A 26,403-nucleotide genomic window follows, 5' to 3' on the forward strand; every position below is an offset into this window, starting at 1 on the left:
CAATTATTGCCGATGCCTATATATCATTCCTTTGTACTTAGCAGACTAATACGAGAGTCGACGCCATGGATAACAAAGCAGCAATGCAACAAACACAAGGCATTGGTTTTATGCACAATATTCGCCTGGTTCCCCTATTTTCCTTTATCCTCTCCGGCATTTTGGTGCTATTTGCCTTAAGTTCCGGATTAGCGGGTTACTTCCTGATGCAAGCCGACCGCGACCAGCAGGATGTGACGCAGGAGATCCAGGTGCGCATGGGATTATCTAACAGCTCCAACAACCTTCGCGTCGCCCGAATTAAATTGATTCACGCAGGTGCTGCAAGCCGTATCGCCGAAATGGAGGATGTGAAAACCAACATCGCCGAAGCGGAAAAACGCATTAAACAGTCGCAGGAAAACTTTAAACAATATATGGATCGCCCGGTGAAAACCGAGGCCGACCTGACGCTGGATAACGATCTCACTGCCCGTTTTGACGCCTACACTGCCGGGCTGCAGCCGATGCTGAAATATGCCAAAAACGGCATGTTTGAAGCGATTATCAACCATGAAAGCGAGCAGGCGCGCCAGCTGGATGATGCCTACAACGCCGTATTGTTGAAAGCGATTGAGATCCGCACCGAACGCGCGCAGCACCTGAAAGAGGAAGCCCACAGCCGCACGCAGCTTGGCCTGATCTTTATGGCCGCCGCGTTTGCTTTTGCGCTGGTGCTGACCATCATCACCTTTACCGTACTGCGTCGTGTGGTCATTAATCCGTTGCAGCGCGCCGCCCAGCGTATTTCACGTATCGCCTCCGGCGATCTGACGCTGCCGGACGAACTGACAGGCCGCAGCGAAATTGGGCGTCTGAGCCACGATCTGCAGGCGATGCAGCACTCTCTGGTTACTACCGTCGCAACCGTGCGCCAGGGTGCTGAAGAGATCTACCGCGGGACCAGCGAAATCTCCGCAGGTAACACCGATCTCTCTTCGCGTACCGAGCAGCAAGCGGCAGCGATTGAAGAGACCGCCGCCAGCATGGAGCAGCTTACCGCGACCGTGAAGCAGAACGCGGATAACGCGCATCACGCCAGTGGACTGGCGCGCGACGCGTCGGGTAAAGCGACGAAAGGTGGCCAGATTGTCTCCGGGGTCGTGCAGACCATGGGTAATATCACCACCAGTTCGCGCAAAATCTCTGAAATTACCGCCGTGATTAACAGCATTGCCTTCCAGACCAATATTCTGGCGCTCAACGCCGCAGTGGAAGCTGCGCGTGCCGGTGAGCAGGGGCGCGGCTTTGCCGTCGTTGCCAGCGAAGTGCGTACTTTGGCAAGCCGCAGTGCTCAGGCGGCGAAAGAGATCGAAGCGTTGATCAGCGAGTCCGTCAGCCTGATTGAGCAGGGCTCCGGCGAAGTGGTTTCCGCCGGGGAAACGATGGATGAGATCGTGACTGCCGTTAAACGCGTTACCGACATCATGCTGGAGATTGCCGCCGCATCGGATGAGCAGAGCAAAGGCATCACGCAGGTAAGCCAGGCGATCACCGAAATGGACAATGTGACGCAACAGAACGCCTCGCTGGTTGAAGAAGCTACCGCCGCAGCCACCTCGCTGGAAGAGCAGGCGGCACGTCTGACCCAGGCGGTCGGGGCATTCCGGCTGAACGGCGTCGAGGCGCAGCGCCAGAGCAGCGCCACGCCGACGGCAAAACCTTTTACCCCGCAGCGCCCGGCACTGGCGAGCGGCGATAACTGGGAAACTTTCTGACGTTGGGATAGACGTTGAGATAAAAAAAGAGGCCGGATAATCCGGCCTCTTTTATTTTGTCGTTAAGGCACGCAGTAACTTAGCAGGTGCCAATATTGATCGCGTTGATGACGTTGTTGTAATGCTGCATCAGATCGCGAACATCATTTCCCTGTGTAGATTGCATCATGTGGAACTGCTTCGGCTCATTCGCCTCTTTTTCGTAGGTGCCATCTTCGGTATGACTAATGACATCACGACCAGTAGAGAGATAGGAGTTAGCGGTGAAGATCAGGCTTGAACACCCTTTTTTATTGCTCTCACGCATTTTGGCATCATACGCAGTCAGCGCGTCGTTGAACTGATCGAGGGATTTCTTAAAGGCGTCTTTCTTATCGCCTAAACCTTCGCCATTAATAAAGCCACTGGCGGCATCCATGCTCTCTTTCAGGTAGTAGATAGAGCCGATGCGGTAGTAAGCAGCGGTATCTTTCGGCGTTTTCTCGTATTCGGCTTTAATACGCTCGCGGTCTTTTTTATCAATGGCATTTAGGAAATCTGCCTGCGCAACAACCAGTTTCTCCATTGCGCTAATAAACTTCGGCTGCAGCTCGCGGCCTTTGTCACCGTTGTCGCTTTTATAGGTTTTGGAGTTGATGTAGTTATAGAGTTCGCGGTTAACCGGTTCAGCCTGCCCCAGCGCTTCGCTGTAGCGAGTGGCCGAGTCATCAAGATCTTTCATCGCTGGCTCCATCGCGTGGGCTTTATCTAACAGATCCTTGACGCGAGGGATGGTGGTGTCAGAACCGGGGAAGAAGAGATCGCTCCGCGACTTTTCACCGGAGAAGGCAGGAGCAATATATTTTTTATACTGCTCCAGCTGCTCACCAAATGAGGAGGAGGACATATTAGCCGCCTCAATATAAGAGTTATATTTTGTGATCTCAGCTTGTTCTGCCGAGCTTTGCGAGGCTTGTTGAGGCTCATCTGCTTTTTTATCGTCACACGCCGACAGCGCAAACAAGCAGGCGGCAACCGCCAGCGATCGAGCAATTGTTTTTGCGAACATTCCCTTCTCCATATTCAGCATATGATGGTGTTTTTTTGAACCCACATGGTGCGAGTGCTGCGTAGCGTAGCATCAATATATGATGCAATTTGCGCAGACTACCGGATCTGGTAGGGAGAGGGGTAAGAGGTGCAAAACGAGGCAAGTGTCTTGTCTGCCCTGCGTTTACGACAATGCATGATGCAGCGAAGAGCCGGATAACACAGTGTTATCCGGCGCAGGAGGTGATTTAAGGGTTAAATAAAGCTATCGTCATCGTTACTGAAATCGTCACTGCCGAAATCATCATTTTGATAATCGCCAGGGCTGTCTGCCTGGTAAGGATCGCTATTGTCGAGAAAGTGCGTGTCGGAAGCGTTATTAAATGCATCGGAATTAAAGGCATCGTTTTGCGTGGCGTCGCCTGCGGCAGCCGCGGGCTCCTCGATGATATTCACGATCTCTTGCGGCTGGGAGTGGTGAAACATACTGGTCAGCATATCGGCGATCACCACACCGCCCGCCACGCCCGCGGCGGTTTGCAGTGCACCCGCCATAAACCCGCTGCCGCGCGACGCGGTGGGTGCCGGTGAGGCATACTGCTGCGGTTGCTGCTGGACCGGGGGGGCGCCCCAGTTTTGCGCGGGCTGAACAGGCTGGTTTTTATTGCCGCCAAACAGACCGCTGAGGAAGCTCCCGCCGCCAGATGGCTGCTGGCTCTGTTGCTGTGCCAGCTGGCTTTCCAGCTCCTGCACGCGCGCCTGCATGCGTTTTAATGCCGCTTCCTGGATCAGCATCGATTGCGCCATATAGTAGGGCGCAGCCGGCTGCTGTTTGACCAGTTCGGCGATCTGGCGCTCGGCTTGCGCATCGCGCTGGCCGTTTTGTTGCTCAGCCTGTTTCAGGCGCTGAAAAAGCCCATTGATAAGCTGCTGTTCATCATATTGCATAACAATGATCTTCCTCTTGCTGTCGTGAGTACCTTTGAGTCTATCAGCGCCTTTCGCTGGCGTCCTCGTGCTGAAATGTTTGTTTAAGATTGGTTTCAGGTAAAGGTAAACAAGGCTGTCACACAGCAGATTCGAAACAGTGAAGCATCAATCGGGCAGCGTTTTACGGATATAGCTGATTAAGGTGAGCACCGCCGGAGAGAGCGGGGCGTCGACGCGGGTGATAATACCAATCGGATCGCCGATGCCCAGCGGCGGAATAGGCAGCGCAACGAGGGAGCCGAGGCGCAGATCGTCTTTCACCGCCCCGGATGGAACAAACCAGACATAGTCATACTCGACGGTCAGCTGTCGCGAAAGAGAGGCTGAAAGGGTTTCAATACAGCCGGTCGGCAACGTGCAGTTCTGGCTGGCGAGCAGTTCTTCGGCGTTCTGTCGCGGCACCGTGCCTTGCGGCAGTACGACTACCGGCCACTCCAGCACCCGGCTCAGGGTGACGGTGCTCTGCAACAGCGGGTGACGCGGGCGTACCACCAGTTTAAGCGACTCCAGGAAAAGTAGCTCATAGTGTAAACCGCACATCAGGTCTGGATCGGACATGCGCCCGATACCGACATCCAGCTCGCCGGTCTTCAGCCCGGCCAGCAGCATCGGGTTATTGGCCGTCGCCACCTGAATGGTGATGTCCGGTTGCTGCTTGTGCAGCTGGCCAATTACCGCCGGTAAAATACCCAGCGCCGCTGTCGGCAGCGCGCCGACGCGAATCAACTCACAATTTTTCTCTTCCTGATCGCTTAACGACTGTCCGGCAATATTGACCGCGTCCAGCACCCGCACCGCATGGCTTAAAAACTGCTCACCAACGTGGGTAAGCTGCGCGCCCATGCGTCCACGCTCAAACAGCCGTTTGCCGGTAAGCTGTTCAAGCTCATTTAAGGTCTTTGAGAGAGCAGGCTGGCTCAGGTTAAGGGTTTCGGCAGCGCGACCCAATGTTCCTTGTTGCGCGACCGCGACGAAAGTATGCAGGTGGCGCAGTCGGATGCGCTGTGAAAAGAGAGCGTTTTTTTCCATAAGATAATGTTAAAACCGAGTGGCGATGGTGGCTCGCAGGTTTGTTTAATTTTGATAACTAGTTTGCAAAATATTATTAACATCCAATCCTTTTGAGTTACAAACACATTCTGCCCGCAATGTGACGAAACCAGCATGTTTCCAGGGTTTAGTCGGCGCTGCGTTCCATAATCTTTCGTTATGTTCGATTACGAGCGGAACAGGCGCGTTTTTTGCCACGATCACACTTTGTAAATTTCCCCGCACGGGCGCGGGCAGCCTTCTCTACACTCCAGAGATAACAGCGTGGAGAGAGAAGACTATGACGTACAGCATCACGGCAGATGAGATCAGGGAACAATTTTCGCAGGCGATGTCGGCCATGTACCAGCAGGAAGTCCCGCAGTATGGCACCTTGCTGGAGCTTGTGGCTGATGTGAACCTGGCTGTACTGGAACACAATCCACGTCTTCACGAACAGCTGGTGAACGCCGATGAGCTTGCCAGGCTGAACGTTGAACGCCACGGCGCGATCCGCGTCGGTAGCGCGGAGGAGCTCTCAACCCTGCGGCGCATGTTTGCCATTATGGGGATGTTCCCGGTCAGCTATTATGACCTCTCCCAGGCCGGCGTGCCGGTTCACTCCACCGCATTTCGCCCAATTGATGATGAGGCTCTCTCACGCAATCCGTTTCGTATCTTCACCTCGCTGTTACGCCTGGAGTTGATTGAAAACGAGACGCTGCGCGATCGTGCGGCCGCGATCCTGGCGAAGCGCGACATCTTCACGCCAGCCTGTCGGCAACTTATTGAAGTGCATGAGCTGAACGGTGGCTTTACCGCCCAGCAGGCTGAGCTGTTTGTCAAAGAGGCGCTGGAGACGTTTCGCTGGCATCGCCATGCCACCGTCGATGAAAAAACCTATCAGGCGCTGCATGACGAACATCGCTTAATTGCCGATGTGGTCTGTTTCCCTGGCTGCCATATCAACCACTTAACCCCGCGCACGCTTGATATCGACCGGGTGCAGGCGCTGATGCCGGAGTATGGCATTGAGCCAAAAATCCTGATTGAAGGGCCGCCGCGCCGCGAAGTGCCGATTCTGCTGCGCCAGACCAGTTTCAAAGCCCTTGATGAGCCGGTGCTGTTCAGCGGCGAGCATCACGGCACCCACACGGCGCGCTTTGGCGAGATTGAACAGCGCGGCGTCGCGCTGACACCGAAAGGGCGTGAACTGTACGACCGGCTGCTGAACAGTGCAGGGACAGGCAAAGATAACCTCACGCATCAGCTCCATTTGCAGGAGGTGTTTAAAGCGTTTCCTGACAGCGAGATGCTGCTGCGCAAGCAGGGGCTGGCGTGGTTCCGCTACCGCCTGACGCCGACCGGGGAGGCGCACCGCCAGGCGATTCGCCCCGGTGACGATCCGCAGCCGCTGATTGAGCGCGGTTGGGTCGTCGCGCAGCCCATCATCTATGAAGATTTCCTTCCCGTCAGCGCCGCCGGGATTTTTCAGTCCAATCTCGGCAATGCCACCCAGGCGCGCAGCCACGGCAACGCCAGCCAGCAGCAGTTTGAAGCCGCACTCGGCTGCCCGGTGCTCGATGAGTTTGCCCTCTATCAACAGGCTGAAGAGCGCAGCAAACGCCGTTGCGGTCTGCTGTAAAAACGGTAATCTGCCAGAATTCAATATGTTCTGGATATGATTATGGAAAATGCATCAACCCCAATTGTGAATACCCGACAGGGCAGCGTCATGGGGTGTCGCGAAGAGGGAATTGACGTCTGGCGCGGCATTCCCTTTGCCGCGCCGCCCACGGGCGATCTGCGCTGGCGTGCGCCGCAGCCGGTTGAGTCCTGGCAGGGCGTGCGCGACGCGACGCGTTTTTCCGCCTCAAGCTGGCAAAATAAAGAGTTCTGCCGCCTGCTCGGCGGTGGCGATCCCGGCACCTTTTCGGAAGATTGTCTCTATCTCAACGTCTGGTCGCCTGTTTCTGCGCCACAAAAAAAACCGGTGATGGTCTGGCTGCACGGCGGCGGCTTTGCCATCGGCGCAGGCGGATTACCGCCTTATGATGGCAAAGCGCTGGCAGCGCGCGGCGTTGTGCTGGTTACCGTCAATTATCGTCTCGGTCATCTTGGCTTCTTTGCCCATCCGGCGCTGGAGGCAGAGGCACGAGAGCGCATCTACAACTTTGCTTTGCTTGACCAAATCGCCGCCTTGCAGTGGGTTCAGGAAAATATCGCCGCGTTCGGCGGGGATGCCGACAATGTGACGCTGTTTGGCGAATCGGCCGGGGCGCGCAGCGTGATGTCACTCATGGCTTCGCCGCTGGCAAAAGGGCTATTCCATAAAGCGATCATACAGAGCAACTACACCTTACCGGATACGCCGCGTAAGGCTGCGCTGGCAAAAGGCGAAGCGATTGCGGCGCACTTTGGCCTGGAAAATGCCAGCACGGAACAGCTGCGAGCGATCCCGGCGGAGGCGTTCTGGCCGCTCGATACCCCGTTTAAAATCGATCCTGTTCCTATCGCGGGCGATTTCGTGCTGCCGGAACCGGCGCTTGATACCTTCTTTGCCGGTCGTCAGCACCCGATGCCGGTGATCGTTGGTTCGAACAGCGATGAAGCGAGTGTGATGGCGGAGTTTGGCGTCGATCTGGCAGGGAAAATCGGCGAGTTGCGCCGCAAGCAGCGTTTCGGGCTGGGGATTATCCGGCTGCTCTATCCGGGCGTGCGCGGCGACACAGAATTGGGCCGCCAGGTGTGCCGCGATATGGCGTTTACTACCCTTGGTCTGGTGGTGATGCAGGCGCAGCAGCAGGTGAACCAGCCCTGCTGGCGTTACTGGTTCGATTACGTCGCCGAAGCGATGCACGACACCTATATCAACGGCGCCTGGCACGGGAATGACGTGCCCTATGTGTTCGACAACCTGCGCCTGTCGGAGCCGTCATGTGATTATGTCAATGAGCGCGATCTCGCCTTCGCCGCCCAGGTCGCCGATTACTGGGTCCATTTTGCCACCCATGCCGGACGCGAAACCACGTACTTGCCCGGCCCGGTATTGTGGGAAGCCTGCACCGGCGGGCGCGATCGCCTGCTGCGCATCGGCATCAATAAGCAAGCTGGTTTTCGGCTGGAGAAGCGCTTTATGCGCGCGCGGTTAAGCTTCTTTCGCCGCGTGATGCGCCATCATGTCAATCTCGATTGAGCGCAGTGCAACATGTTCATACACAACTTTACGCATTTTTCAGGCTGCTCCTAAAGCCTAGGAAAATTTCGCGATTTGCTCAGATAATCAACGGCCAACAATTGGATTCTCAATGAATTTTGTCTAGAGTGGTGCCTTCATCAGTCATACGCTTTTGCCGCTGTTTCGCGATATCGCGAAATGCCATTTTACGACCAGAAGGACGTGTTACCAGGCATGAACCGCAGACGATTTATTCAAGCATCCATGGCCCTCGCGGCAACTTACGGCACCACTGGCGTTGCCTCGCTCTTTTCGCGAGCGGCATCTGCAGCGCAGACCGATATTGCCGATGGTCAAAGCCGCCGTTTCGACTTCTCCGTGCTGCAATCCATGGCGCACGATCTGGCCGAACAGCCATGGGGAGGCGCGCCGAAAGCGCTGCCGCCGACGCTGGCTAACCTGACGCCGCAAGCCTATAACAGCATTCAGTATGATGCGCAGCACTCGTTATGGAATAACGTTGAAGGCCGCCAGCTGGATGTGCAGTTCTTCCATGTCGGCATGGGTTTTCGCCGCCGCGTACGCATGTTCTCGCTGGATCAGGGGACTCATCAGGCGCGTGAAATTCACTTCCGCCCGGAGTTGTTCAACTACCACGACGCGGGTGTTGACACCAAACAGCTTGAAGGGCAGAGCGATCTCGGCTTTGCCGGTTTCCGTGCCTTTAAAGCCCCGGAACTGGCACGCCGCGACGTTGTCTCTTTCCTTGGCGCGAGCTATTTCCGCGCGGTAGATGACACCTTCCAGTACGGCCTCTCCGCGCGCGGCGTGGCGATTGATACCTTTACCGATACGCCGGAAGAGTTCCCGGACTTCACCTCCTTCTGGTTCGAAACGGCAAAGCCGGGCGACACCACCTTTACCGTCTATGCGCTGCTCGACAGCGCCAGCCTGACCGGCGCGTATAAGTTCGTCATCCACTGCGAGAAGAGTCAGGTGATTATGGAGGTGGACAACCGCCTCTATGCCCGTAAGGCGATCAAGCAGCTGGGCATCGCGCCGATGACCAGCATGTTCAGCTGCGGCAATAACGAGCGCCGCGTCTGCGACACCATCCATCCGCAGATCCACGACTCCGACCGCCTGGCGATGTGGCGCGGCAACGGCGAGTGGATCTGTCGCCCGCTGAATAACCCGCAGAAGCTGCAATTCAATGCTTTCCAGGATGAGAATCCGAAAGGCTTCGGCCTGCTGCAGCTCGACCGGGATTTCAGCCACTATCAGGATGTGATGGGCTGGTACAACAAACGCCCGAGCCTGTGGGTGGAGCCGCGCAATAAGTGGGGCAAAGGCGCGGTGAGCCTGATGGAGATCCCGACCACTGGCGAAACGCTGGATAACGTAGTCTGCTTCTGGCAGCCGGAAAAACCGATTAAAGCCGGAGACGAGCTTGCCTTTGAGTATCGCCTCTACTGGAGCGCGCAGCCGCCGGTGCGCTCACCGCTGGCAAACGTCTATGCGACGCGGACCGGCATGGGCGGTTTCCCGGAAGGCTGGGCACCGGGCGAGCACTATCCGGAGAAGTGGGCGCGTCGTTTCGCCATCGATTTTGTCGGCGGCGATCTGAAAGCCGCCGCGCCGAAAGGGATTGAGCCGGTGATTACGCTCTCAAACGGGGAAGCGAAACAGGTAGAGATCCTCTACGTCGAGCCGTTTGACGGTTATCGCATTCAGTTCGACTGGTATCCGACCAATGCGTCGACCGACCCAGTAGAGATGCGCATGTTCCTGCGCTGCCAGGGCGAGGCGATCAGCGAAACCTGGCTCTATCAATACTTCCCACCCGCGCCGGAGAAGCGGAACTACGTAGACGACCGCATCATGCGCTAAGCTTTTTAATCGCCCCCGAATGGGGGCGATGTTTTTCAGGAGGAACGATGTTACAGGAACCGACTTGCCCGGATGCGGTGATTAAGGTTGACGAGCAACTCACGCTCGAAATGATTGATGAGTGCTTTGTTCACGATCTTCACCAGTTGATTGTCAAAAACCGCGACAGCTTACAGCGCTATCTCGACTGGCCGCAGTATGTCACGTCTATTGAGACCACCCGTAAAACCGCCCAGAGCAACCGGCTGTTACACCAACGCGGTTACGCGAAGATGTTCCTGATCCTGCGCGATCACGTGCTGGTCGGCGTGCTCTCTCTCAACGCTATCGAGCCGACCAACAAAGCGGCCTACATCGGCTACTGGCTGGATGAAGCGGCGCAGGGGCAGGGTATATTGTCCCGCGCGATGCAGGCGATGATGCGCTTTTATGCCGAACGCGGCGATATCCGTCGCTTTGTTATCAAATGCCGGGTCGACAACGAGGCCAGTAACCGCGTCGCGGAGCGTAACGGCTTCACCCTCGAAGGCTGCCAGAGAGAGGCGGAGTTCCTCAATGGCCGCTTCGACGATCAGAATATCTGGGGCAAAATCGTCACGCTCAATGATGAATAAGCCTTAGCTGTTCGCCTGCGAAACCGCTTTTCTAAGCCCGTTGACCGCCGGGGAGTTCAGCGGCGTAACCAGCGCATAGTTATAGTGGTCGTCGCTCCAGTACTGCGTCATCACATCCTCGGCCTTACGCTCGCCGTGGGGTAATTTCCCCGGGCTTAAGGGGCGGATATACCAGCCAACCCGCGTGCCGCGCGGATCCTGATACATAATCAGCGCCGCCGGGCCCTGCGCCGTGGCAACAAGCCTTGCGCCGACCAGCGTAAAGCCATACTGCTCCAGATTTGGCGGCTGGTTGCCGTTGATAAAGTAGCGCCCGACCCAGTGAGTCAGCTCCGTTTGCTGCGTCGTCGCCACATCCATCGGGGTGATAGCGGTGTTATCAAACAGTTTGTAGGCCTGCACTGCGTCCTCCATCGGCGCGTGAGCCAGCACCATCTGAGACTCTTTCAGCTGCCAGCCGGTAAAACCGCCAACACCGAGCGCCATTACCAGCGCGAAGGCCGTTGCCAGTTTCCACTGCCGTAGCTGGCGCTGCTGGCGGCGCAGCACACGGGGTTCCGGCATCTCAAGCGTAGCGGTATGGCGATCCATTGCCTGGCGCAGGCGCTGCGCATCCTGCCGCCAGCCTGCAACCTCGCGGGCGGCCTGCGGGTTTTGCGCCAGAAAGTGTTCAATGCGCGCTGAGGTCGCCTCATCGGTCTCGCCATCAAGCCAGGCGTGCAGATCGTGTTCATCCGGTGGCAACGTCATTTCAATCTCCTTAACGCTAACGGCGTTGGCTGGCCTTCCAGTTTTTCATGCAGCATTTTGCGCGCCCGTGACAGGCGTGACATCACCGTGCCGGGCGGAATGTCGAGGGTTTGCGCCACCTCTTTATAACTCAGCCCTTCAACGCTCACCAGCAGCAGCACGGCGCGATACTCCGTCGGCAGCGTGGCAAAGAGGGCAAGCGTATCATCGGCGATAGCCAGCGACTCGGCGGTAAAACCGCCAGGCTCTTCGCCGATGAAAAAGGCGAGCACTTTCAGGTAGCGTTTGCGCCGCCGCTCACCATCGACAAACTGACGATAGAGAATGGTGAAGAGCCAGGCGCGCAGGCTCTGCTCGCTATCACGCTGCCGCGTCAGGGCTTTCGCCAGGCAGCTTTGCACCAGATCCTCCGCGGTGTGCGGGTTACGCGCCAGCCACAGGGCAAAGCGGTAGAGATGCGGCATCACCTCGCGGATTTCATCATCGTTCATCGTCTGCGGCTTCCCGACATGCTCTCAAACACCCCATCGCGCAGCACCAGTGCATGCAGCAGTGCGGCGGCGAGGTGCACCATTACGGTGACAAACAGCGCCAGCGCCACCACAGAATGCAACGGACGCAGCAGCGCATACCAGTCATTATTCACCGGGGCTATCGGTGGCAGCACGAATCCACCGCCGAGCGTCACCGGATAACCGGCCGCCGAGAGCATCGCCCAGCCAATTAACGGTTGTGCCAGCATCATCGCATAGAGCGCCCAGTGCGAAAGATGCGCCATCGCGCGTTGCCAGACCGGCAGCGAGGCAGGCAACGGTGGTGTGGCGGTATAGAAGCGTAACCACAAACGCACCAGCGCCAGCAGAAGGATCATCAAACCCAGCGGTTTATGGATCGTCACCAGCAGGCTGTGCAGGGAGGAGACCGTAGAGACCATCACGACGCCGATAAACAGCATTGCAATAATGGCGGCGGCCATCAGCCAGTGAACCGCGCGCAGCAGCGGGTGGAAATAAGCGACCTGTTTCATCAGTGGGCTCCGGCTTGTTCGCGGGTGCGAAGGTTGTAGGATTTGGCATACGCGGATGAACGGGCATTCAGCAGCGGGTCGTTCGAGGCGGCGATACCGTCCGGCAGGATCAGCGGATCGTAATTGATGTCATTGCAGTCACCCTGCGCCTGCTCAACGGCGCGGTTCAGCACCAGCGTACCGGCATTGATCGTTTGCCGCCCGGCAGGCCAGGCCCGCGAGGCATCGCTGCCGTCATCCTGCGCGTTGGCGACGGTAATGACCAAATCCCACTTCAGCGGGGCCTGATCGAGGCGCTGGCGCAGATCGCGCTGTAAAAAGTTTTTATCCTGCTTCTGCTCTGCGCTGATGGGTTGATAAGGCGTCTGCGGCACCATGCTCCAGCGAACCAGCTGCTCGTTGCCAGTTTTGTCGATCATGCGAAAGGCATTTAGGCTGTTAAAGCGGTCACTGGCCCAGCTGCTGGAGGGCACGTTCGCTTTTGCCCATGCGAGAAAAGGCGCGGCTTCCGGGTGCTTCTCAAGAAACGCTTTTACCTTTGCCGGGTCAGGTTTGCCGGTGGCGGGATCGGCGCGCGTTGCCAGCTGCATATCATAAAAACCGTCGACGCCGCGCACCGGGAAAAAGGGCATCGCGTTCATGCCGGTGCGCCACTGCTCGCCGTCCGGGAGTTCAAATGCCAGCGCCAGGCTACGCACCGGCACGGCGTAATCTGGCGCGGCGGGGTTGCCGCCCGCAATGGCAAAACGACCAATCACCGGCGTGCTTCCCGGCGCAAACAGCGCGGCGCGCGAAAGCGTGCTGGCCTTGCCGCTGGAGATAAACTCGCCGCTGACACAAATCCCTTTGGCGTGGTTGCGGCGAAAACCGGGATGCTCACCGCCGGACTGCTGTAACGCGTTAACGAGTTTGTCTGAGGTGAGCCGCTCGGGCGTCAGCCAGCCGCCGCCCCAAAGAAACAGCAGCATAACCAGAAGCGGCAGCAGGCCAACCAGCGCGAGGCGCACCGTTAGCTGCGTGGAGGTTAAAGGAGTGTTGTTCATCATTCGCTCATCCTGCTGATAGTGAGCAGATAAGACGAAGGGCGCGGCGCTTTATTCCCGGCGGATGAAAATAAATTTATGGGTGGCTGTCAGAGCGAACCGACCAGCGGCGTGCGGGTGATGTGTTGATCGCCGTTGACCACTTTCGGGCCGCGCAGCAGCAGGCTGTCACTCTCAGCGGCGATGATCACAGCATTGTCGGCAATCTCCACCTCATGGGCGATAAGCACATTCCCTTCAATACGCGCATTGCCCTGAATCACCACCTTTTCATCGAGCTGTAGTGGCCCGCCGCGCAGTTGCGCATTGCCGCCAACTAATACGTGATGTTTCAGCACACAATTGCCTTCGACGCGGGCATTTTCCGCCACCTGCGCACTGTAGCGAAGGGTCGGGATCTCATCCTCCTGGCGTCCGGCAATCACCCGGGCGTGCCCATAGACTTTCGCGCAGTCGCACACCCAGACATCGTTAATTTCATTCCCGTCGAGTAGGGCAAAATCGAACACCTCGGCGCGGTGCTCAATAAAGGCGTAACTGACGGTCGCATCACCATAGATTTGTGCCTGGTGAACCACCCGCGAGTGGCTGACCGTCGCGCGATCGTAAATCTGCAGCACCTGTTCGCGCTCCTGGGTTAATCCGCGCGCGGCGATGATATCGCAACCGCTAAGAATGCGCGCCTCACCGCGTAGCTGGCAGACGCCGCGCACGGTGGAGGATTTCACCGTGACGTTGTCACGTAAAATCGCGCCATGGCTTAGCTCGCAGCCATCTACCCAGGCGTTATCACTGATTTCTACATTCAGGCAGATGACGCACGATCCCGTAATACGCGCGTTACCGCGGATGCGGCAACCATCGAACACCATGCTGTTTTCGTCGTATATCCAGCAATTCCCTGCCTGATCGAGCACCTGTTCATCATCAACCCAGCCGCCCGCGCTGCCGGCGGTGACATCATTAAAATCGCGCAGGGCGATTATCTGGCGCAGCGCGACGCTCTTTTTCTCGCCGCCGAGCGGGTAACTGAAGAGGCGCGTCTCATCACTGAGGCGGTATTTGCTCATGCTTATCTTCTCCGGATGTTCTTACTTAACCGTAGCAAATATTTGCGCGCTGGCTATCAACGGGTGAAATTCATAAAATGCATGCAAAATACCCATTAAAGGCTGTGAATAATGACTATGCGTGATGAGAACTACTTTACTGAAAAATATGGGATGACCCCGACACACTCGGAAGTGCTGAACGCGATGAACTACATCACGCCTGGCAAGGTGCTCGATCTCGGCTGTGGTAACGGACGCAACAGCCTCTACCTGGCGAATAAAGGCTTTGATGTCACGGCCTGGGATAAAAACCCCAACAGCCTGAGCAATCTGCAGCGCATTCGTGACGCGGAAGGGCTGAATAACCTGCATATCGACAGCGTTGATTTAAACAGCCTGAGCTTTGAGTGCGAATATGATTTTATTCTCTCCACCGTGGTGATGATGTTCCTCGAGGCGAAAACCATTCCGGGGCTGATAGCCAATATGCAGCGCTGCACCAAACCGGGCGGCCACAATCTGATTGTCGCGGCAATGGATACCGCCGATTACCCGTGCAACGTCGGCTTTCCGTTTGCCTTCAAAGAGGGTGAGCTGCGTAACTACTACGCGGGCTGGGAGTTGCTGAAATATAACGAAGAGGTGGGGGAACTGCACCGCACCGATGAGCAGGGCAACCGCATCAAACTGCGCTTCGCCACGCTGCTGGCGCATAAACCGGCGTGATAAAAAAAGCAGCCCGTTGCCGGGCTGCATTATCTTAACGGGCCGCCAGCAGGCAGAGCTGCAACGCCACGTTGTAGGAGGCTTCAAACGCGCGCAGGGGTAAAAACTCAAAGCGCGAGTGGAAGTTGTGCGCGCCGGTAAAGAAGTTTGGCGTTAACAAACCCTTAGCCGAGAGTGCCGCACCGTCCGTACCGCCGCGCATCGGCGTCGGTTTCGGCGTAATGCCGAGCGTCTCCATCGCCTCGAACATCAGATCGATGGCGCGGCGGTCTTCACCAATCGCATTACTGATATTGCTGTAGATATCGCTAACGCTGTACTCCACTTTTGCCGTCGGGTATTGCGCGGCAATCATCTCAGCGACATCGCCAATCTGCGCTTTGCGGCGGGCGAAACTCTCTTTATCGAAATCACGAATGCTGGCGCTCAGGCTGGCATGTCCCTGAACCGCTTCCATGCCGTTAAACCAGATATAGCCTTCACGGCCCTCTGTATTTTCCGGTGTCTGCTGGCGGTCAAAATGGCTGATGTAATCCATCGCCATCAGCAGTGGGTTAACCAGCACGCCTTTGGCCGACATTGGGTGCGCGGTGACACCGGTAAAGTCGATCTGCGCGCTGGCGCCATTGAAGTTCTCGTAAACAATCTCACCCAGCTCGCAGCAGTCGATAGTCCACGCGAAATCGACGTCAAAACGCGCCAGATCCAGCGCTTTCGCGCCGCGCAATCCAACCTCTTCATCGGGAACAAAGGCCACCACAATATCGCCGTGGCGCTGTTCGGTCGTCAGGTTCTCCAGCAGCGTCATCACCACCGTTACTGCGGCTTTGTTATCCGCGCCGAGCACGCTGGTGCCGTCACTAAAAATAATCTCTTCGCCGGGATAGGCGAGGATCTCCGGGTGCTCCTGCACGCGCAGCCAGATATCTTCTTTGGCATTCAGGCAGAGATCTTCTCCCTCGAAACGCAGGATTTGCGGATGAATATGCGGCGACAAACCAACATCAACGGTATCGATATGGGTGATAAAACCGATGCGCGGCGCGCCGTCAACGTTGCCTTTTTTCACCGCCGTAACGGTGGCGCGATCGTCGATAACAATCTCCTCAAGACCGAGGGATTTCAACTCGTTGGCCAGCTCGCGGGCCATATCAAACTGGCCGGGCGTGGTGGGAAGGGTGGTGGCATTTGCGTCGCTTTGACTGGTGATACTCAGGTAGCGAAAGAAGCGCTGCGTTAATTGACTGGCTAGCGGCGAGGGCATAGTGATTCCTTCTTTATTCGTATTATCAGGTGTTTGCAATTTCACTTTAATGTTATTTATGAGCAGGCAAACAACAAGCATTAAAAATAAAACAACAGGAAACACTATGATTAGCAAACCGACAACACTTGCTCTGGCGTTGACCACGTTGATAGTCACTTCTTCTGTGGCGGCGAAAACACTGGTTTATTGCTCTGAAGGCTCACCAGAAAACTTTAACCCGCAGCTTTACACCTCTGGCACCAGCGTGGATGCCAGCGCGGTTCCGGTCTATAACCGGCTGGTCGATTTCAAAGCCGGCACTACCGAGTTACAGCCGAGCCTCGCCGAGCGCTGGGACGTTAGCGAAGATGGCAAGGTCTACACCTTTCATCTGCGAAAAGATGTGAAGTTTCAGAGCAATAAATACTTCAAGCCGACGCGGAACTTTAATGCTGATGATGTGATTTTCTCGTTTATGCGGCAAAAAGATCCGAAAAACCCCTACCACAACGTCTCTAATGGCACCTACTCTAACTTTGAAAGCCTCGAATTTGGCTCACTGATTACTGCCATCGATAAAGTGGACGAGCACACAGTGCGCTTTACGCTGGCGCACCCTGAAGCGCCATTTGTCGCCGATCTGGCGTGGTATTTCGCCTCGATTCTCTCCGCCGAGTATGCCGATGCGATGTTAAAAGCCGGAACGCCGCAGCGCGTCGACAGCGATCCGGTCGGCACCGGGCCGTTCCGCCTGGCGCAGTACCAGAAAGACTCCCGCATTCTCTTCACCGCCTTCGATGATTACTGGCAGGGGCGTTCGAAAATCGACCGCCTGGTGTTCAGCATCACACCGGATGCCTCGGTGCGCGTAGCGAAGCTGGAGAAAAATGAGTGCCAGGTGATGCCGTTCCCGAACCCGGCCGATCTGCCGCGCCTGAAAGAGAACAAAGAAATTACGTTGATGAGCAAAGCGGGGCTAAACACCGGCTTCCTCGCCTTCAACACGCAGAAAGCACCGCTGGATAATGTAAAAGTGCGCCAGGCGCTGGCGATGGCGATTAACAAACCGGCGATCATCAAAGCGGTCTTTCAGGGCACCGGCACGGCGGCGAAAAACCTGCTGCCGCCGGGTGTCTGGAGCGCGGACAGCGAGCTGAAAGATTACGACTACGATCCGGAAAAAGCGAAGGCACTGCTGAAAGAGGCCGATCTGCCGCCGGGCACCACCATCGATCTCTGGGCGATGCCGGTTCAGCGCCCCTACAACCCGAACGCCAAGCGCATGGCAGAGATGATCCAGGCGGACTGGGCAAAAGTGGGCGTGCAGGCGAAAGTGGTGACCTATGAGTGGGGCGAATACCTGAAACGGGTGAAGAGCGGCGAACACCAGGCGGCATTAATGGGCTGGACCACTGCCACCGGCGACCCGGATAATTTCTTCGGCCCGCTCTTCACCTGTACCGCGGCTAACGGTGGCTCTAACTCGGCGAAGTGGTGCTACAAACCGTTCGATCAGCTGATTGCCGAGGCGAAGGCGACCACCGATCACGACAAACGCGTCGCGCTCTACAAACAGGCGCAGCAGATGATGCACGACCAGATGCCGGCGGTGATGATTGCTCACTCGACGATTTTCGAGCCGGTGCGCAAAGAGGTGCAGGGCTATGAGGTCGACCCGTTTGGTAAACACCTCTTCTGGCAGGTGGATCTGAAAAAGTAAACGTTTTGCCGCCTGTTCCGCAGGCGGCATTCGCTTAACAGAGTGACGGTTTGCGCCGCACGAACCACGTCTCCGGGCGGGTAAACATCACCAGGTTGCCCGTCAGGATCAACCCCAGCCCCAGCACGCCCTGCGCATGCCACTGGTAGCCTTCATAAAAGGTTGAAACGGTCAGCGCCACCAGGGGAAAGAGCAGGGTGCTGTATGCCGCTTTGCCGGGGCCGATGCGGCCAACCAGCGTAAAGTAGGCACCGAAGCCAATCACCGAGCCAAACAGGGCAAGATAGACCAGCGCGCCAAGATAGCTGACGCTCCACAGCGGCGTGAAATCCTCTCCGCGCAGCAGCGCAACCGCCCCCATAATCAGCGTGCCGTAGAGCATCGCCCAGCTATTGGTGGTGGCGATCTCAAGCCCGTTACGCTGATGGCGCAGGCTGATCATATTGCCAAACGAGAAGCCGAGCGTGCCGAGCGCCGACAGCGCAATGCCCAGTAATACACTGCTGCTCCAGCCGCTGGCCACCAGATCCTGCCAGAAGAGGGTGACGATCCCGGCCAGCCCCATTAGCGCGGCGGCAAAAAAGCGCGCGGGCGGTTTCTGCCCGAAGAAGAGGAAGCTGTTAACGGCGTTAAACAGCACCGCCATCGAAAAGATCACCGACTCCAGCCCGGTGTTAATCCACGCCGCAGCGGTATAAAAGCACCAGAAGTTGAAGCCAAAGACGCACGCGCCCTGTAACAGGCAGAAGAGGTGGTCGCGCCGCGACAGCGCGCGCAGTTTGCGCCGTGCCAGCAGCACCAGCATCATCACCGTGGTCGCCAGCGCGAAGCGCCAGAAGATCGACACCGGCGCCGCCACCGGCCCCTGCTGCAGAAAAATGGCAATCCACGTTGTGCCCCAAATCACCACCACCAGACTATAAAGTAATGCGTTCATATCGCTTCCCGTTCCCTTTCATGAACGCCCATTGTCATCTGGCGCGGCAAGGCTGGCTTGCACCTGCTTGCGGACAACTTGCATATTCTTGCGCTTTTCTTTACACAACGCTGGCTTCTGCGATTCGCTCTTCATAGACTGGGGATCTGATTGAGAAAGGATAAGTACCGCGAATGTCTGATAGCTATGACGCCTTTGAAAACCTGCGCAAACACAACGCCGTGTTGCATAACTCGGTGGCGCTGCACGACGGGATTCAGCTGGCGGCGTGGTCCAACAAACGCGATACCATCACCCAGTATTGCAACCACCATACCCTCAGTCTTTACATTGCCGACGGTTATGAGAGCTACCACAAAACCGCCTCCGGCTGGAAAAACGGCGGCGGGCCGGATCGCTTCTGTTTGATGCCAAAAGAGAGCGAATCGGTGTGGGATATTCGCGACAATCTCGCCTTTGTGCACCTCTACTGCACCGATGAGCATCTGCGTGAGGTGGGGGAGAAAGTGTGGGATCGCAGCCCGGCAAACTTCACCCTCGATGAAAAGACCTTCTCCCAAGATGCGAGCATCACCGCGCTCTACCGCCAGTTTCTGCTCGGCTGCGACTGGCAGCAAAACGCCAACCAGCTGACGCTCAGCACCGCCTCGACGCTGTTGCTGACGCACCTCGTTCAGCACTACAGCAATGTGCAGTGGCAACTGCCAACGATTACCGGCGGGCTGGCACCCGTCGCGCTGCGCAATGTGCTGGAGTATATCGAGGCGCATCTTGGCGAGCCGCTGCTGCTCTGCGATCTCGCCGCGCAGGTTTCGCTCAGCGAGTACCACTTCGCGCGGATGTTTCGCCAGTCAATGGGCGTGGCACCGCACCAGTTTGTGATGCAGCGCCGCATGGCCCGCGCGAAAGCGCTGCTGCTGAGCAGCAACCGGTCGCTTACCGATATCGCGCTTGCCTGCGGTTTCAACTCCGCCAGCCACTTCAGCAACCGCTTTAAAGCGGCGAAGGGCATTACCCCCTCGCAGCTTCGCGCGACGCAAAAACCTTAATTCGCCGCCTGCGCCGCAGGCGTTAACCCGCGCCCCGGCAGCGTGCGGCAGGCCCCACCTTGCGCCGAGGGTGCCGCATCCGGGTAGATCTCATCCGGCGTGATATAGACCTGGCTTGTCGCCACAAATCCATCGCTGAAGGTCGCCTCCACAAATGTCGCCTGCCAGCCATTTTCCGGTGGCGTCAGCGCCACGCTGAGGGTATTGCCTGACATCGCGGGCGGCGGCGAGGCTTCATATCTCACGCCGCAGGCATAACGGAAATCCCGTGCCAGCGGGTTACTCGCGCGCCAGACCACCACTTTTTCCGGCTGCCCGGAGAAATGGAGCACCAGGTTATTTGCACCCTGACGGCGCTCGGCGATGGCGGGCAGGGCTTTACGCGCCTGGAAACGGTTAACGAAGGCAATCAGCGATGGCTCGGCGACCGAAAGAACCGCCTCATGGGATGCGTTCGCCACCACTCTAAGCGACTTCTCGCCGGGTAAGCGCGGGTAGTAGAAGCGGCTGTTGTCCGGCGTGTAAAAATCATCTCCGCTGGCATTAATCACATACTTCTTTATTTTCAGCCGCTCGCCCGCTTTGCTGCGCAAATAGGCCATCGGATCCAGCACGCGCATCAGCCGGGCAAAATTATCGGTGGCGATCTGCTGGTCGATCTGCTGGCGATAGTAGGGGTAAAAGGCGACAGGCCAGTTGTTGCCATAAGAGCGATACATATGATCCAGCGCGGCGCGGGTGTTGAGCAGATCCACCGCAAACGGCACCACGGCGACGACGTCCGGGTCGGCTATCGCCGCCAGCCACGCAGCCCAGCCGCGCTTTGACGCGCCGGTGACGATAAACTTTGCGATTTTCTGTTGCGAAAGCTCCCGTTTCACCAGCCGGAACGCCTGCGATACCGACGCAGCCATCGGGAGCTGCAATGGCGCATCGCCACTCTCCAGAAACCGTTTCCAGCTGTAGGCAACGCTGTCATCTTCCGTCAGCGGCGTTGAGTTGCCCTGATAGTGCAGCGGCTGGTTCGGCACATTGCTGATCGAGACCACTACGGTGTGGGTCGCCAGCGCAATGCGCGCCAGCGATGCTTCATTGAAACTGGTCGCTCTGCCAGCATCGTTATTCACCACCATCAGCGCAACGGTCGGTTTGGCGGCATCAGGAAGATAGATATCCACCTGGTGCTCCCAGCGTATCGGGCGCACCGCATCTCGCGGTGACCAGTTTTGCGAATGGAGCACATAACGCTGCACCCTGGTGCCGGGCAGTTCGCGGGTGTCCAGCCGCACATAATTGACCGGGTGCGACGCAAGTGACTGACGATACTCAGCAAGGGTGTCGGCGAGCGACGAGGGAAGTGGCGCCGTAAGCGCGATCATAAAAAACAGGTAGGTGGCACTTTTCACCGGAAGACTCCTTTCATTAATTCATTACAGATCCGCTGTAGGGTGAGGTCATCCCATAACTAAACGGAATGCCTCTGTACGAATTATGATCAGGAGTGACGGGAAAGTCACCTGTTTCATTGCTCAGATTTTATGCACATGACTGAAGATGAAGTAGCAGAAACCGCCGATAACCAGCCCCCAGAAAGCCGATCCCAGCCCGAGCAGCGTGACGCCGCTGGCAGTGACTAAAAAGGTGACAATTGCCGCATCGCGTTCGCGCGGAGCGTTCAGCGCCTGGTGCAAACTGCCGCTGATGGTGCCGAGCAGCGCAAGACCCGCCAGCATCTGCAACCAGCTTGCGGGCAACGCCGCCAGCAGCCCGGTGATCGAGCCGCCAAATACTCCGGCCAGCAGATAGAACACCCCGGCAGCCGCGGCGGCTAACCAGCGCTTGCTGGCATCGGGATGCGCATCCGGGCTTTGGCAGATCGCCGCGGTAATGGCGGCAATCGACACCGAAAAGACGCCAAACGGCGAGAGCAGCAGAGCCAGCACGCCGATAAAGATCATCAACGGCGACACCGAGGGCCTGAAGCCTGCGGCCTGCATCGTGGCGAAACCGGGTGCATTTTGCGAGGCCATGGTGACCAGAAAGAGGGGTAGGCCAATACTGACCAGCGACGCCCAGTGAAACACCGGCGCGGTAAACTGTGGCGCAACGGGAGCAAGGCTGATGGCCTGCGGCATCACGTCCCCGCTTAGCCAGGCAACCAGTGCGCCAATCAGCAGCGTGGCGACAATCGCGTAGCGCGGCGCAATGGCTTTGGCGATAAGCCACGCCAGCAGCATCGATCCGCCAAGCACAATATCTCCCTGAAGGTGGGAAAATGCCTGCAAACCAAAACGTAGCAGGATGCCCGCCAGCATGGCGGCGGCAAGCGTCGGCGGAATGATTTTCATCAGGCGGGCGAACAGGCCAGTCACGCCACACAGCACAATCAGCCCATTGGCGAAAATAAAGATGCCAACTGCCTCATTAAGTGAAACGCCCTGCAAACTGGTTGCCAGCAGCGCTGCGCCCGGCGTCGACCATGCGGTTAATACCGGCATGCGATACCAGACGCTCAGCGTCAGCGTGCTGACGCCCATTGCCACACCGAGTGCGGTCATCCAGCCAGCGATCTGCTCAGGCGTTGCCCCGGCAGCGGAGGCCGCCTGCCAGATGATCGCTGCCGAGCTGGCATAACCGACCAGCACGGCGACAAATCCCGCCAGTACCGTGTTAAAGGGAAGAGAGGAGGAGAGTGAGAGTGTGGTCGGGCGCATGTGGGTGCCTTGTGCGTTATAACATCCGCACAAGGTAGCACCGTGCGCTATAGCGCACAAGATGGCGAACAGGATTTTGTCTATGCGCCAGAGGTAAAAATGTGAGCCATCTCCGCTCCTGATGGCGATAGCAGATTTCTCAATGTTGCTAGCAGCTAATTTCATCCGGCCCGGAATTTTCTGCGTTATGTTTCCGGTAAAATGAGGAGAAGCTGATGGATAAATTACTGTTTGGTGCCGCCTATTACCGCGAATATTTGCCGATGGAACGCCTGCACGAAGATATTAAATTGATGAAAGAGGCGGGTATTAATTATGTGCGCATCGCCGAGAGCACCTGGAGCACGTTTGAGCCGCAGGAAGGGGAATTTGATTTCAGTTCGGTACTTACGGTACTGGATGAAATGCATAAAAACGGTATTGCCGTGATTATCGGCACGCCAACCTATGCCTTACCGGCGTGGCTGGCAAAAAAATATCCGGATGTGATGGCCACCACCAGTAGCGGGAAAAATGTCTACGGTCACCGGCAAAAGATGGATATTACCCATCCCGCTTTTTTATGGTACGCCGAGCGCATTATTCGCGCCTTATTGGCGGCAACGGCGAACCATCCGGCAGTCATTGGTTTTCAAATCGACAACGAAACGAAATATTACGACACCTGCTCAGCCGGGGCGCAAATCGAGTTTGTGAAATACCTCAAAAAAGAGTTCAACAACAGTACGCAGGAGATGAATCACGCTTTTGGGCTGGATTACTGGAGTAACCGCATTGATGCCTGGGAAGATTTTCCGCCGATTGAAGGGACAATTAATGCCAGCCTCGGCTGCGCCTTTAAGCAATTTCAGCGTTCGCTAGTGACGCGTTTTCTCGGCTGGCAGGCAGAGATTGTGAAAGGCTATAAAAACGATACGCAGTTTATTACTCATAACTTTGATTTTGACTGGCGCAACTGGTCGTATGGTATTCGCGCCGAGGTCGACCATTTTAAAACCGCCAGCGTGCTGGATATTACCGGCGTCGATATCTACCACCCGAGCCAGTTTCAGCTCACCGGCGCGGAAATTTCTTTTACCGGCGATCTTGCGAGGGTGACAAAAGATCAGCCCTATTTTGTGCTGGAAACCCAGGCGCAGGCCTTTAAAGAGTGGACGCCTTTCCCGGGGCAGCTGCGCCAGCAGGCCTGGAGCCATGTCGCCAGCGGTGCAAGGCTGCTGGGTTACTGGCACTGGCACTCCATTCACAACTCGTACGAAACGTATTGGAAAGGGTTGCTCAGCCACGATCTGCAACCCAATCCGGTCTACCATGAGGCCTGCACGATTGGCTCCGAGTTCAACCAGCACGCGGCAACCGTAACGCGTTTCTCACGCCGCAGCCGGGTGGCGCTGGTGATCAGTAACGACTGTTTAACCGCTATCGACTGGCACCCATACCACGGCCATCAGTTTAGTCGCGATGCGCTGCACCAATATAATGACCTGTTCCGCGACTATTACGACACGCTCTATAAGATGAATATCGAAGTGGATATTATCGCCGTCGACGATCCGCGCCTGTTCCGTTATGAAATGCTGATCTTCCCGCTGCTCTACAGCGTCAGCGACGAGCGCTTACAGGAGATTAATCGTTATATTGCGCAGGGCGGCCATGCCATTTTCTCCTTTAAATCTGCCTTTGCCGACGAGCATATGAAAGTGCGCACCTGCGCACAGCCGGGAATTATCAGCGAAGCGATCGGCGCCCACTATCAACTCTTTGTTGATCCGGACCGCACCTTATTGCATTCAGAATGCCTCGACCTTTCTGCCGACGAGGTGCAAATCAGCGACTGGATGGAATTAATCATCCCTGATGAAAACACCGAGGTGCTGGCGCGTTACGACCATCCTTACTGGCAACAGTATGCGGCAATCACGCACAACCGCTACGCGCAGGGAACCGCCAGCTATATTGGCTGCCATATCACCCCCGCAGCACTGGAAAAAGTGTATCGCCATCTCCTGCGCAATACCCTCTATCAACACGACACGATGCCGACAGAAACCTTCCCGGTGATTATTAAGCGCGGCGTTGATAAAGATGAAAATATCCTCCTCTACTACTTCAACTACAGTAGTGAGCCGCAAACCGTCACGTTTACTGAGCCCGGCGGGCGACTGCTGTTTAGCGGTAAAACCCTCAGGCAGAGTGAGGTAATAACGCTCAAGGATTGGGATGTGCAAATTATTCTCGTGGAGAGTACAAAATGAGTGCATTAACGATTGAAGAGCAGCAAAGCGAGACCAGTACGCCGGGTTTTCGCGAACGTTTCGCCTTTGGCCTGGGTGATTATGGTACGAATTTAACCTATACGCTGATGGTGACGTTTCTGGCCTATTTTTATACCGACGTTGTCGGTATTTCAGCGGTGCTGGTCGGGTCGCTGATGTTTTTCGCCCGCGTTATCGATGGCGTTATTTGTGTCTTTGTCGGGATCCGCATCGATAAAACCGATACCCGGCTGGGTAAAGCGCGCCCGTGGGTGTTATGGACCGCCGTACCATTTGGGTTGTCAGCATTTTTAATGGCGACGGTGCCCGGCATCAGCGATAGCGGCAAGATTATCTATGTTTGCGTCACCTATTTACTGGCAAACATCTTTTTCACCGCCAACAATATTGCCTATGGCTCACTGCTGGCGCTGATAACGCGCGATACCTATCAGCGCGGTATTTTGAGCGTCTTCCGTAAAGGCTTATCAACCTGCGGTTCGCTGACGGTAGGCGCATTTACGCTGCCGCTGGTCGCCGCCTTCGGAAATAGCCACACCTCATGGGTAATTGTGTTCGCTATTTTTGGTTTCTTTACTGCGTTGTGCCTGTTATTAACCGCCGCCTGGACGCGGGAGCGCATCAAACCGGTCAATAAGGAGAATCGCAACAATATCCGTGCGGGGGTCGTCGCCGCCTCGATGCTGAAAAACCGCTACTGGCTGATGATCTTCTTTTATCTGCTGATCACCTTTACCAGCTTAACGGCGCTCTCGACCACCAGCGTCTACTACTCGCGCTATATTTTGCAGGATGTCTCAATGATGTCGTGGATTAGCGTGGCGCAATATCTGCCGGGGTTGATCACGCTATTAGTTATTCCTTATCTCATCAAGCGGCTGGGTAAACGCAATTTAGCGCTGCTCGGGCTGACCATTTGCAGCATTGCCTATTTACTGCCGTTAATTGATAAAACCAGCTCGCTGTTTGTCATTCTTGCCACCGTGGTGCGCAGTATCGGTTTTTGCGGCATCGGTGCCACGATGTTCGCCTTTCTTGCTGACACCATTGATTACGGCGAGTGGAAAACCGGGCTGCGCATCGAGGGGATCTTATTCAGCGCCGGAACGTTAGGCCAGACGCTCGGCATGGGGCTGGGCAGCGCGAGCGTGGGCTGGATCCTTGGCGCGGCCGGTTTTGTCAGCGGTGGCAACGCCCAGCAGTCAAAGCATGTGCTTGATATGATTGAGTTCTTGTTTATTTTCTTCCCGTTTATCCTCGCCATGCTGAATATGGTGCTGATCTGGTTTTATAAACTGGATGGTTTTTATGACCGCGTGGCGGCCGATCTCTCGCGTGGTGTATTCGCCAAATAAATGACTCGCCGCAGGCGGCTG

General features: G+C 56.6%; 22 protein-coding genes. 10 read left to right on the forward strand and 12 right to left on the reverse strand.

The window, feature by feature from the left end; translation table 11 throughout:
• Window positions 1-65 precede the first annotated feature (65 nt).
• Complete coding sequence (locus tag SOM48_RS12820; RefSeq protein ID WP_320512062.1) at window positions 66-1,757, forward strand: methyl-accepting chemotaxis protein; 1,692 nt, start codon at window positions 66-68, stop codon at window positions 1,755-1,757.
• A 79-nt stretch (window positions 1,758-1,836) separates the two neighbouring features.
• Here SOM48_RS12820 and SOM48_RS12825 read toward each other — a convergent pair whose 3' ends face one another.
• From SOM48_RS12825 to SOM48_RS12835, 3 genes are all read right to left on the reverse strand, one after another.
• Window positions 1,837-2,805, reverse strand: a complete 969-nt coding sequence (locus SOM48_RS12825) for a YiiG family protein (protein ID WP_270220954.1) — start codon at window positions 2,803-2,805, stop codon at window positions 1,837-1,839.
• Window positions 2,806-3,041: 236 nt separating this feature from the next.
• Window positions 3,042-3,734 (reverse strand): DUF2076 domain-containing protein, encoded by a 693-nt coding sequence (locus tag SOM48_RS12830; protein ID WP_320512063.1) that lies wholly within the window; start codon window positions 3,732-3,734, stop codon window positions 3,042-3,044.
• Between the two features lie 147 nt (window positions 3,735-3,881).
• Window positions 3,882-4,805 (reverse strand): LysR substrate-binding domain-containing protein, encoded by a 924-nt coding sequence (locus tag SOM48_RS12835; protein ID WP_042713059.1) that lies wholly within the window; start codon window positions 4,803-4,805, stop codon window positions 3,882-3,884.
• Window positions 4,806-5,106: 301 nt separating this feature from the next.
• On the opposite strand from SOM48_RS12835, the gene hglS reads away from it, so the two are divergent.
• The 4 genes from hglS (at window position 5,107) to rimL (ending at window position 10,487) form a co-directional block, all read left to right on the forward strand.
• Window positions 5,107-6,450, forward strand: coding sequence for a 2-oxoadipate dioxygenase/decarboxylase HglS (hglS, locus tag SOM48_RS12840; protein ID WP_139568177.1), 1,344 nt, complete (start codon window positions 5,107-5,109; stop codon window positions 6,448-6,450).
• Between the two features lie 42 nt (window positions 6,451-6,492).
• Entirely contained in the window at window positions 6,493-8,001 is a 1,509-nt protein-coding gene (locus SOM48_RS12845; protein WP_320512064.1) for a carboxylesterase/lipase family protein, read from the forward strand.
• 216 nt (window positions 8,002-8,217) lie between these two features.
• Window positions 8,218-9,873 (forward strand): glucan biosynthesis protein D, encoded by a 1,656-nt coding sequence (locus SOM48_RS12850; protein WP_054803623.1) that lies wholly within the window; start codon window positions 8,218-8,220, stop codon window positions 9,871-9,873.
• Between the two features lie 47 nt (window positions 9,874-9,920).
• On the forward strand, window positions 9,921-10,487 hold the full coding sequence (gene rimL / locus SOM48_RS12855) for a 50S ribosomal protein L7/L12-serine acetyltransferase (RefSeq protein WP_128482902.1): 567 nt from the start codon (window positions 9,921-9,923) through the stop codon (window positions 10,485-10,487).
• Window positions 10,488-10,490: 3 nt separating this feature from the next.
• On the opposite strand, the gene SOM48_RS12860 is transcribed toward rimL, so the two are convergent.
• From SOM48_RS12860 to ydcK, 5 genes are all read right to left on the reverse strand, one after another.
• Entirely contained in the window at window positions 10,491-11,237 is a 747-nt protein-coding gene (locus tag SOM48_RS12860) for an anti-sigma factor family protein (RefSeq protein ID WP_320512066.1), read from the reverse strand.
• On the reverse strand, window positions 11,234-11,728 hold the full coding sequence (locus SOM48_RS12865) for an RNA polymerase sigma factor (RefSeq protein ID WP_320512067.1): 495 nt from the start codon (window positions 11,726-11,728) through the stop codon (window positions 11,234-11,236). Before SOM48_RS12865 ends, SOM48_RS12860 begins: the two co-directional genes overlap by 4 nt.
• A complete protein-coding gene (locus SOM48_RS12870) occupies window positions 11,725-12,264 on the reverse strand; it encodes a cytochrome b (RefSeq protein WP_312478537.1) in 540 nt (179 codons plus the stop codon). Before SOM48_RS12870 ends, SOM48_RS12865 begins: the two co-directional genes overlap by 4 nt.
• A complete protein-coding gene (locus SOM48_RS12875; protein ID WP_320512231.1) occupies window positions 12,264-13,307 on the reverse strand; it encodes a catalase family peroxidase in 1,044 nt (347 codons plus the stop codon). Before SOM48_RS12875 ends, SOM48_RS12870 begins: the two co-directional genes overlap by 1 nt.
• A gap of 89 nt (window positions 13,308-13,396) precedes the next feature.
• On the reverse strand, window positions 13,397-14,377 hold the full coding sequence (gene ydcK / locus SOM48_RS12880; protein WP_139964719.1) for a YdcK family protein: 981 nt from the start codon (window positions 14,375-14,377) through the stop codon (window positions 13,397-13,399).
• Between the two features lie 111 nt (window positions 14,378-14,488).
• Here ydcK and tehB point away from each other — a divergent pair, with 111 nt between their 5' ends.
• Window positions 14,489-15,085 (forward strand): tellurite resistance methyltransferase TehB, encoded by a 597-nt coding sequence (tehB, locus tag SOM48_RS12885; RefSeq protein ID WP_320512069.1) that lies wholly within the window; start codon window positions 14,489-14,491, stop codon window positions 15,083-15,085.
• Between the two features lie 34 nt (window positions 15,086-15,119).
• Here tehB and pepT read toward each other — a convergent pair whose 3' ends face one another.
• Entirely contained in the window at window positions 15,120-16,349 is a 1,230-nt protein-coding gene (gene pepT, locus SOM48_RS12890; protein WP_320512070.1) for a peptidase T, read from the reverse strand.
• A gap of 106 nt (window positions 16,350-16,455) precedes the next feature.
• Between pepT and SOM48_RS12895 the strand changes: the two genes are divergently transcribed.
• Window positions 16,456-18,051 (forward strand): ABC transporter substrate-binding protein, encoded by a 1,596-nt coding sequence (locus tag SOM48_RS12895; protein ID WP_320512071.1) that lies wholly within the window; start codon window positions 16,456-16,458, stop codon window positions 18,049-18,051.
• A gap of 34 nt (window positions 18,052-18,085) precedes the next feature.
• On the opposite strand, the gene SOM48_RS12900 is transcribed toward SOM48_RS12895, so the two are convergent.
• Window positions 18,086-18,988, reverse strand: coding sequence for a DMT family transporter (locus SOM48_RS12900; protein ID WP_076769873.1), 903 nt, complete (start codon window positions 18,986-18,988; stop codon window positions 18,086-18,088).
• 173 nt (window positions 18,989-19,161) lie between these two features.
• On the opposite strand from SOM48_RS12900, the gene SOM48_RS12905 reads away from it, so the two are divergent.
• Complete coding sequence (locus tag SOM48_RS12905) at window positions 19,162-20,037, forward strand: helix-turn-helix domain-containing protein (RefSeq protein ID WP_139964722.1); 876 nt, start codon at window positions 19,162-19,164, stop codon at window positions 20,035-20,037.
• On the opposite strand, the gene SOM48_RS12910 is transcribed toward SOM48_RS12905, so the two are convergent.
• Both SOM48_RS12910 and SOM48_RS12915 read right to left on the reverse strand, forming a co-directional pair.
• Window positions 20,034-21,443: a PhoPQ-activated pathogenicity-related family protein gene (locus tag SOM48_RS12910; protein WP_320512072.1), complete on the reverse strand. Its 1,410-nt coding sequence runs from the start codon at window positions 21,441-21,443 to the stop codon at window positions 20,034-20,036. The genes SOM48_RS12905 and SOM48_RS12910 overlap by 4 nt on opposite strands.
• Window positions 21,444-21,566: 123 nt before the next feature.
• The gene (locus tag SOM48_RS12915; protein ID WP_320512073.1) at window positions 21,567-22,751 is read right to left on the reverse strand and encodes a benzoate/H(+) symporter BenE family transporter; all 1,185 of its coding nucleotides are present in this window, start codon (window positions 22,749-22,751) and stop codon (window positions 21,567-21,569) included.
• A 215-nt stretch (window positions 22,752-22,966) separates the two neighbouring features.
• Between SOM48_RS12915 and SOM48_RS12920 the strand changes: the two genes are divergently transcribed.
• Together SOM48_RS12920 and SOM48_RS12925 are read left to right on the forward strand one after the other, a co-directional pair.
• Window positions 22,967-25,006 carry a beta-galactosidase gene (locus SOM48_RS12920; RefSeq protein ID WP_320512074.1) on the forward strand — a complete coding sequence of 680 codons (2,040 nt, stop codon included), beginning with the start codon at window positions 22,967-22,969 and terminating at the stop codon, window positions 25,004-25,006.
• Window positions 25,003-26,382: an MFS transporter gene (locus tag SOM48_RS12925; RefSeq protein ID WP_023478881.1), complete on the forward strand. Its 1,380-nt coding sequence runs from the start codon at window positions 25,003-25,005 to the stop codon at window positions 26,380-26,382. The genes SOM48_RS12920 and SOM48_RS12925 overlap by 4 nt, the downstream gene beginning before the upstream one ends.
• Window positions 26,383-26,403 lie beyond the last annotated feature (21 nt).

Source organism: Kosakonia sp. CFBP8986 (genome assembly GCF_034044935.1).
Lineage (GTDB): Bacteria > Pseudomonadota > Gammaproteobacteria > Enterobacterales > Enterobacteriaceae > Kosakonia > Kosakonia cowanii.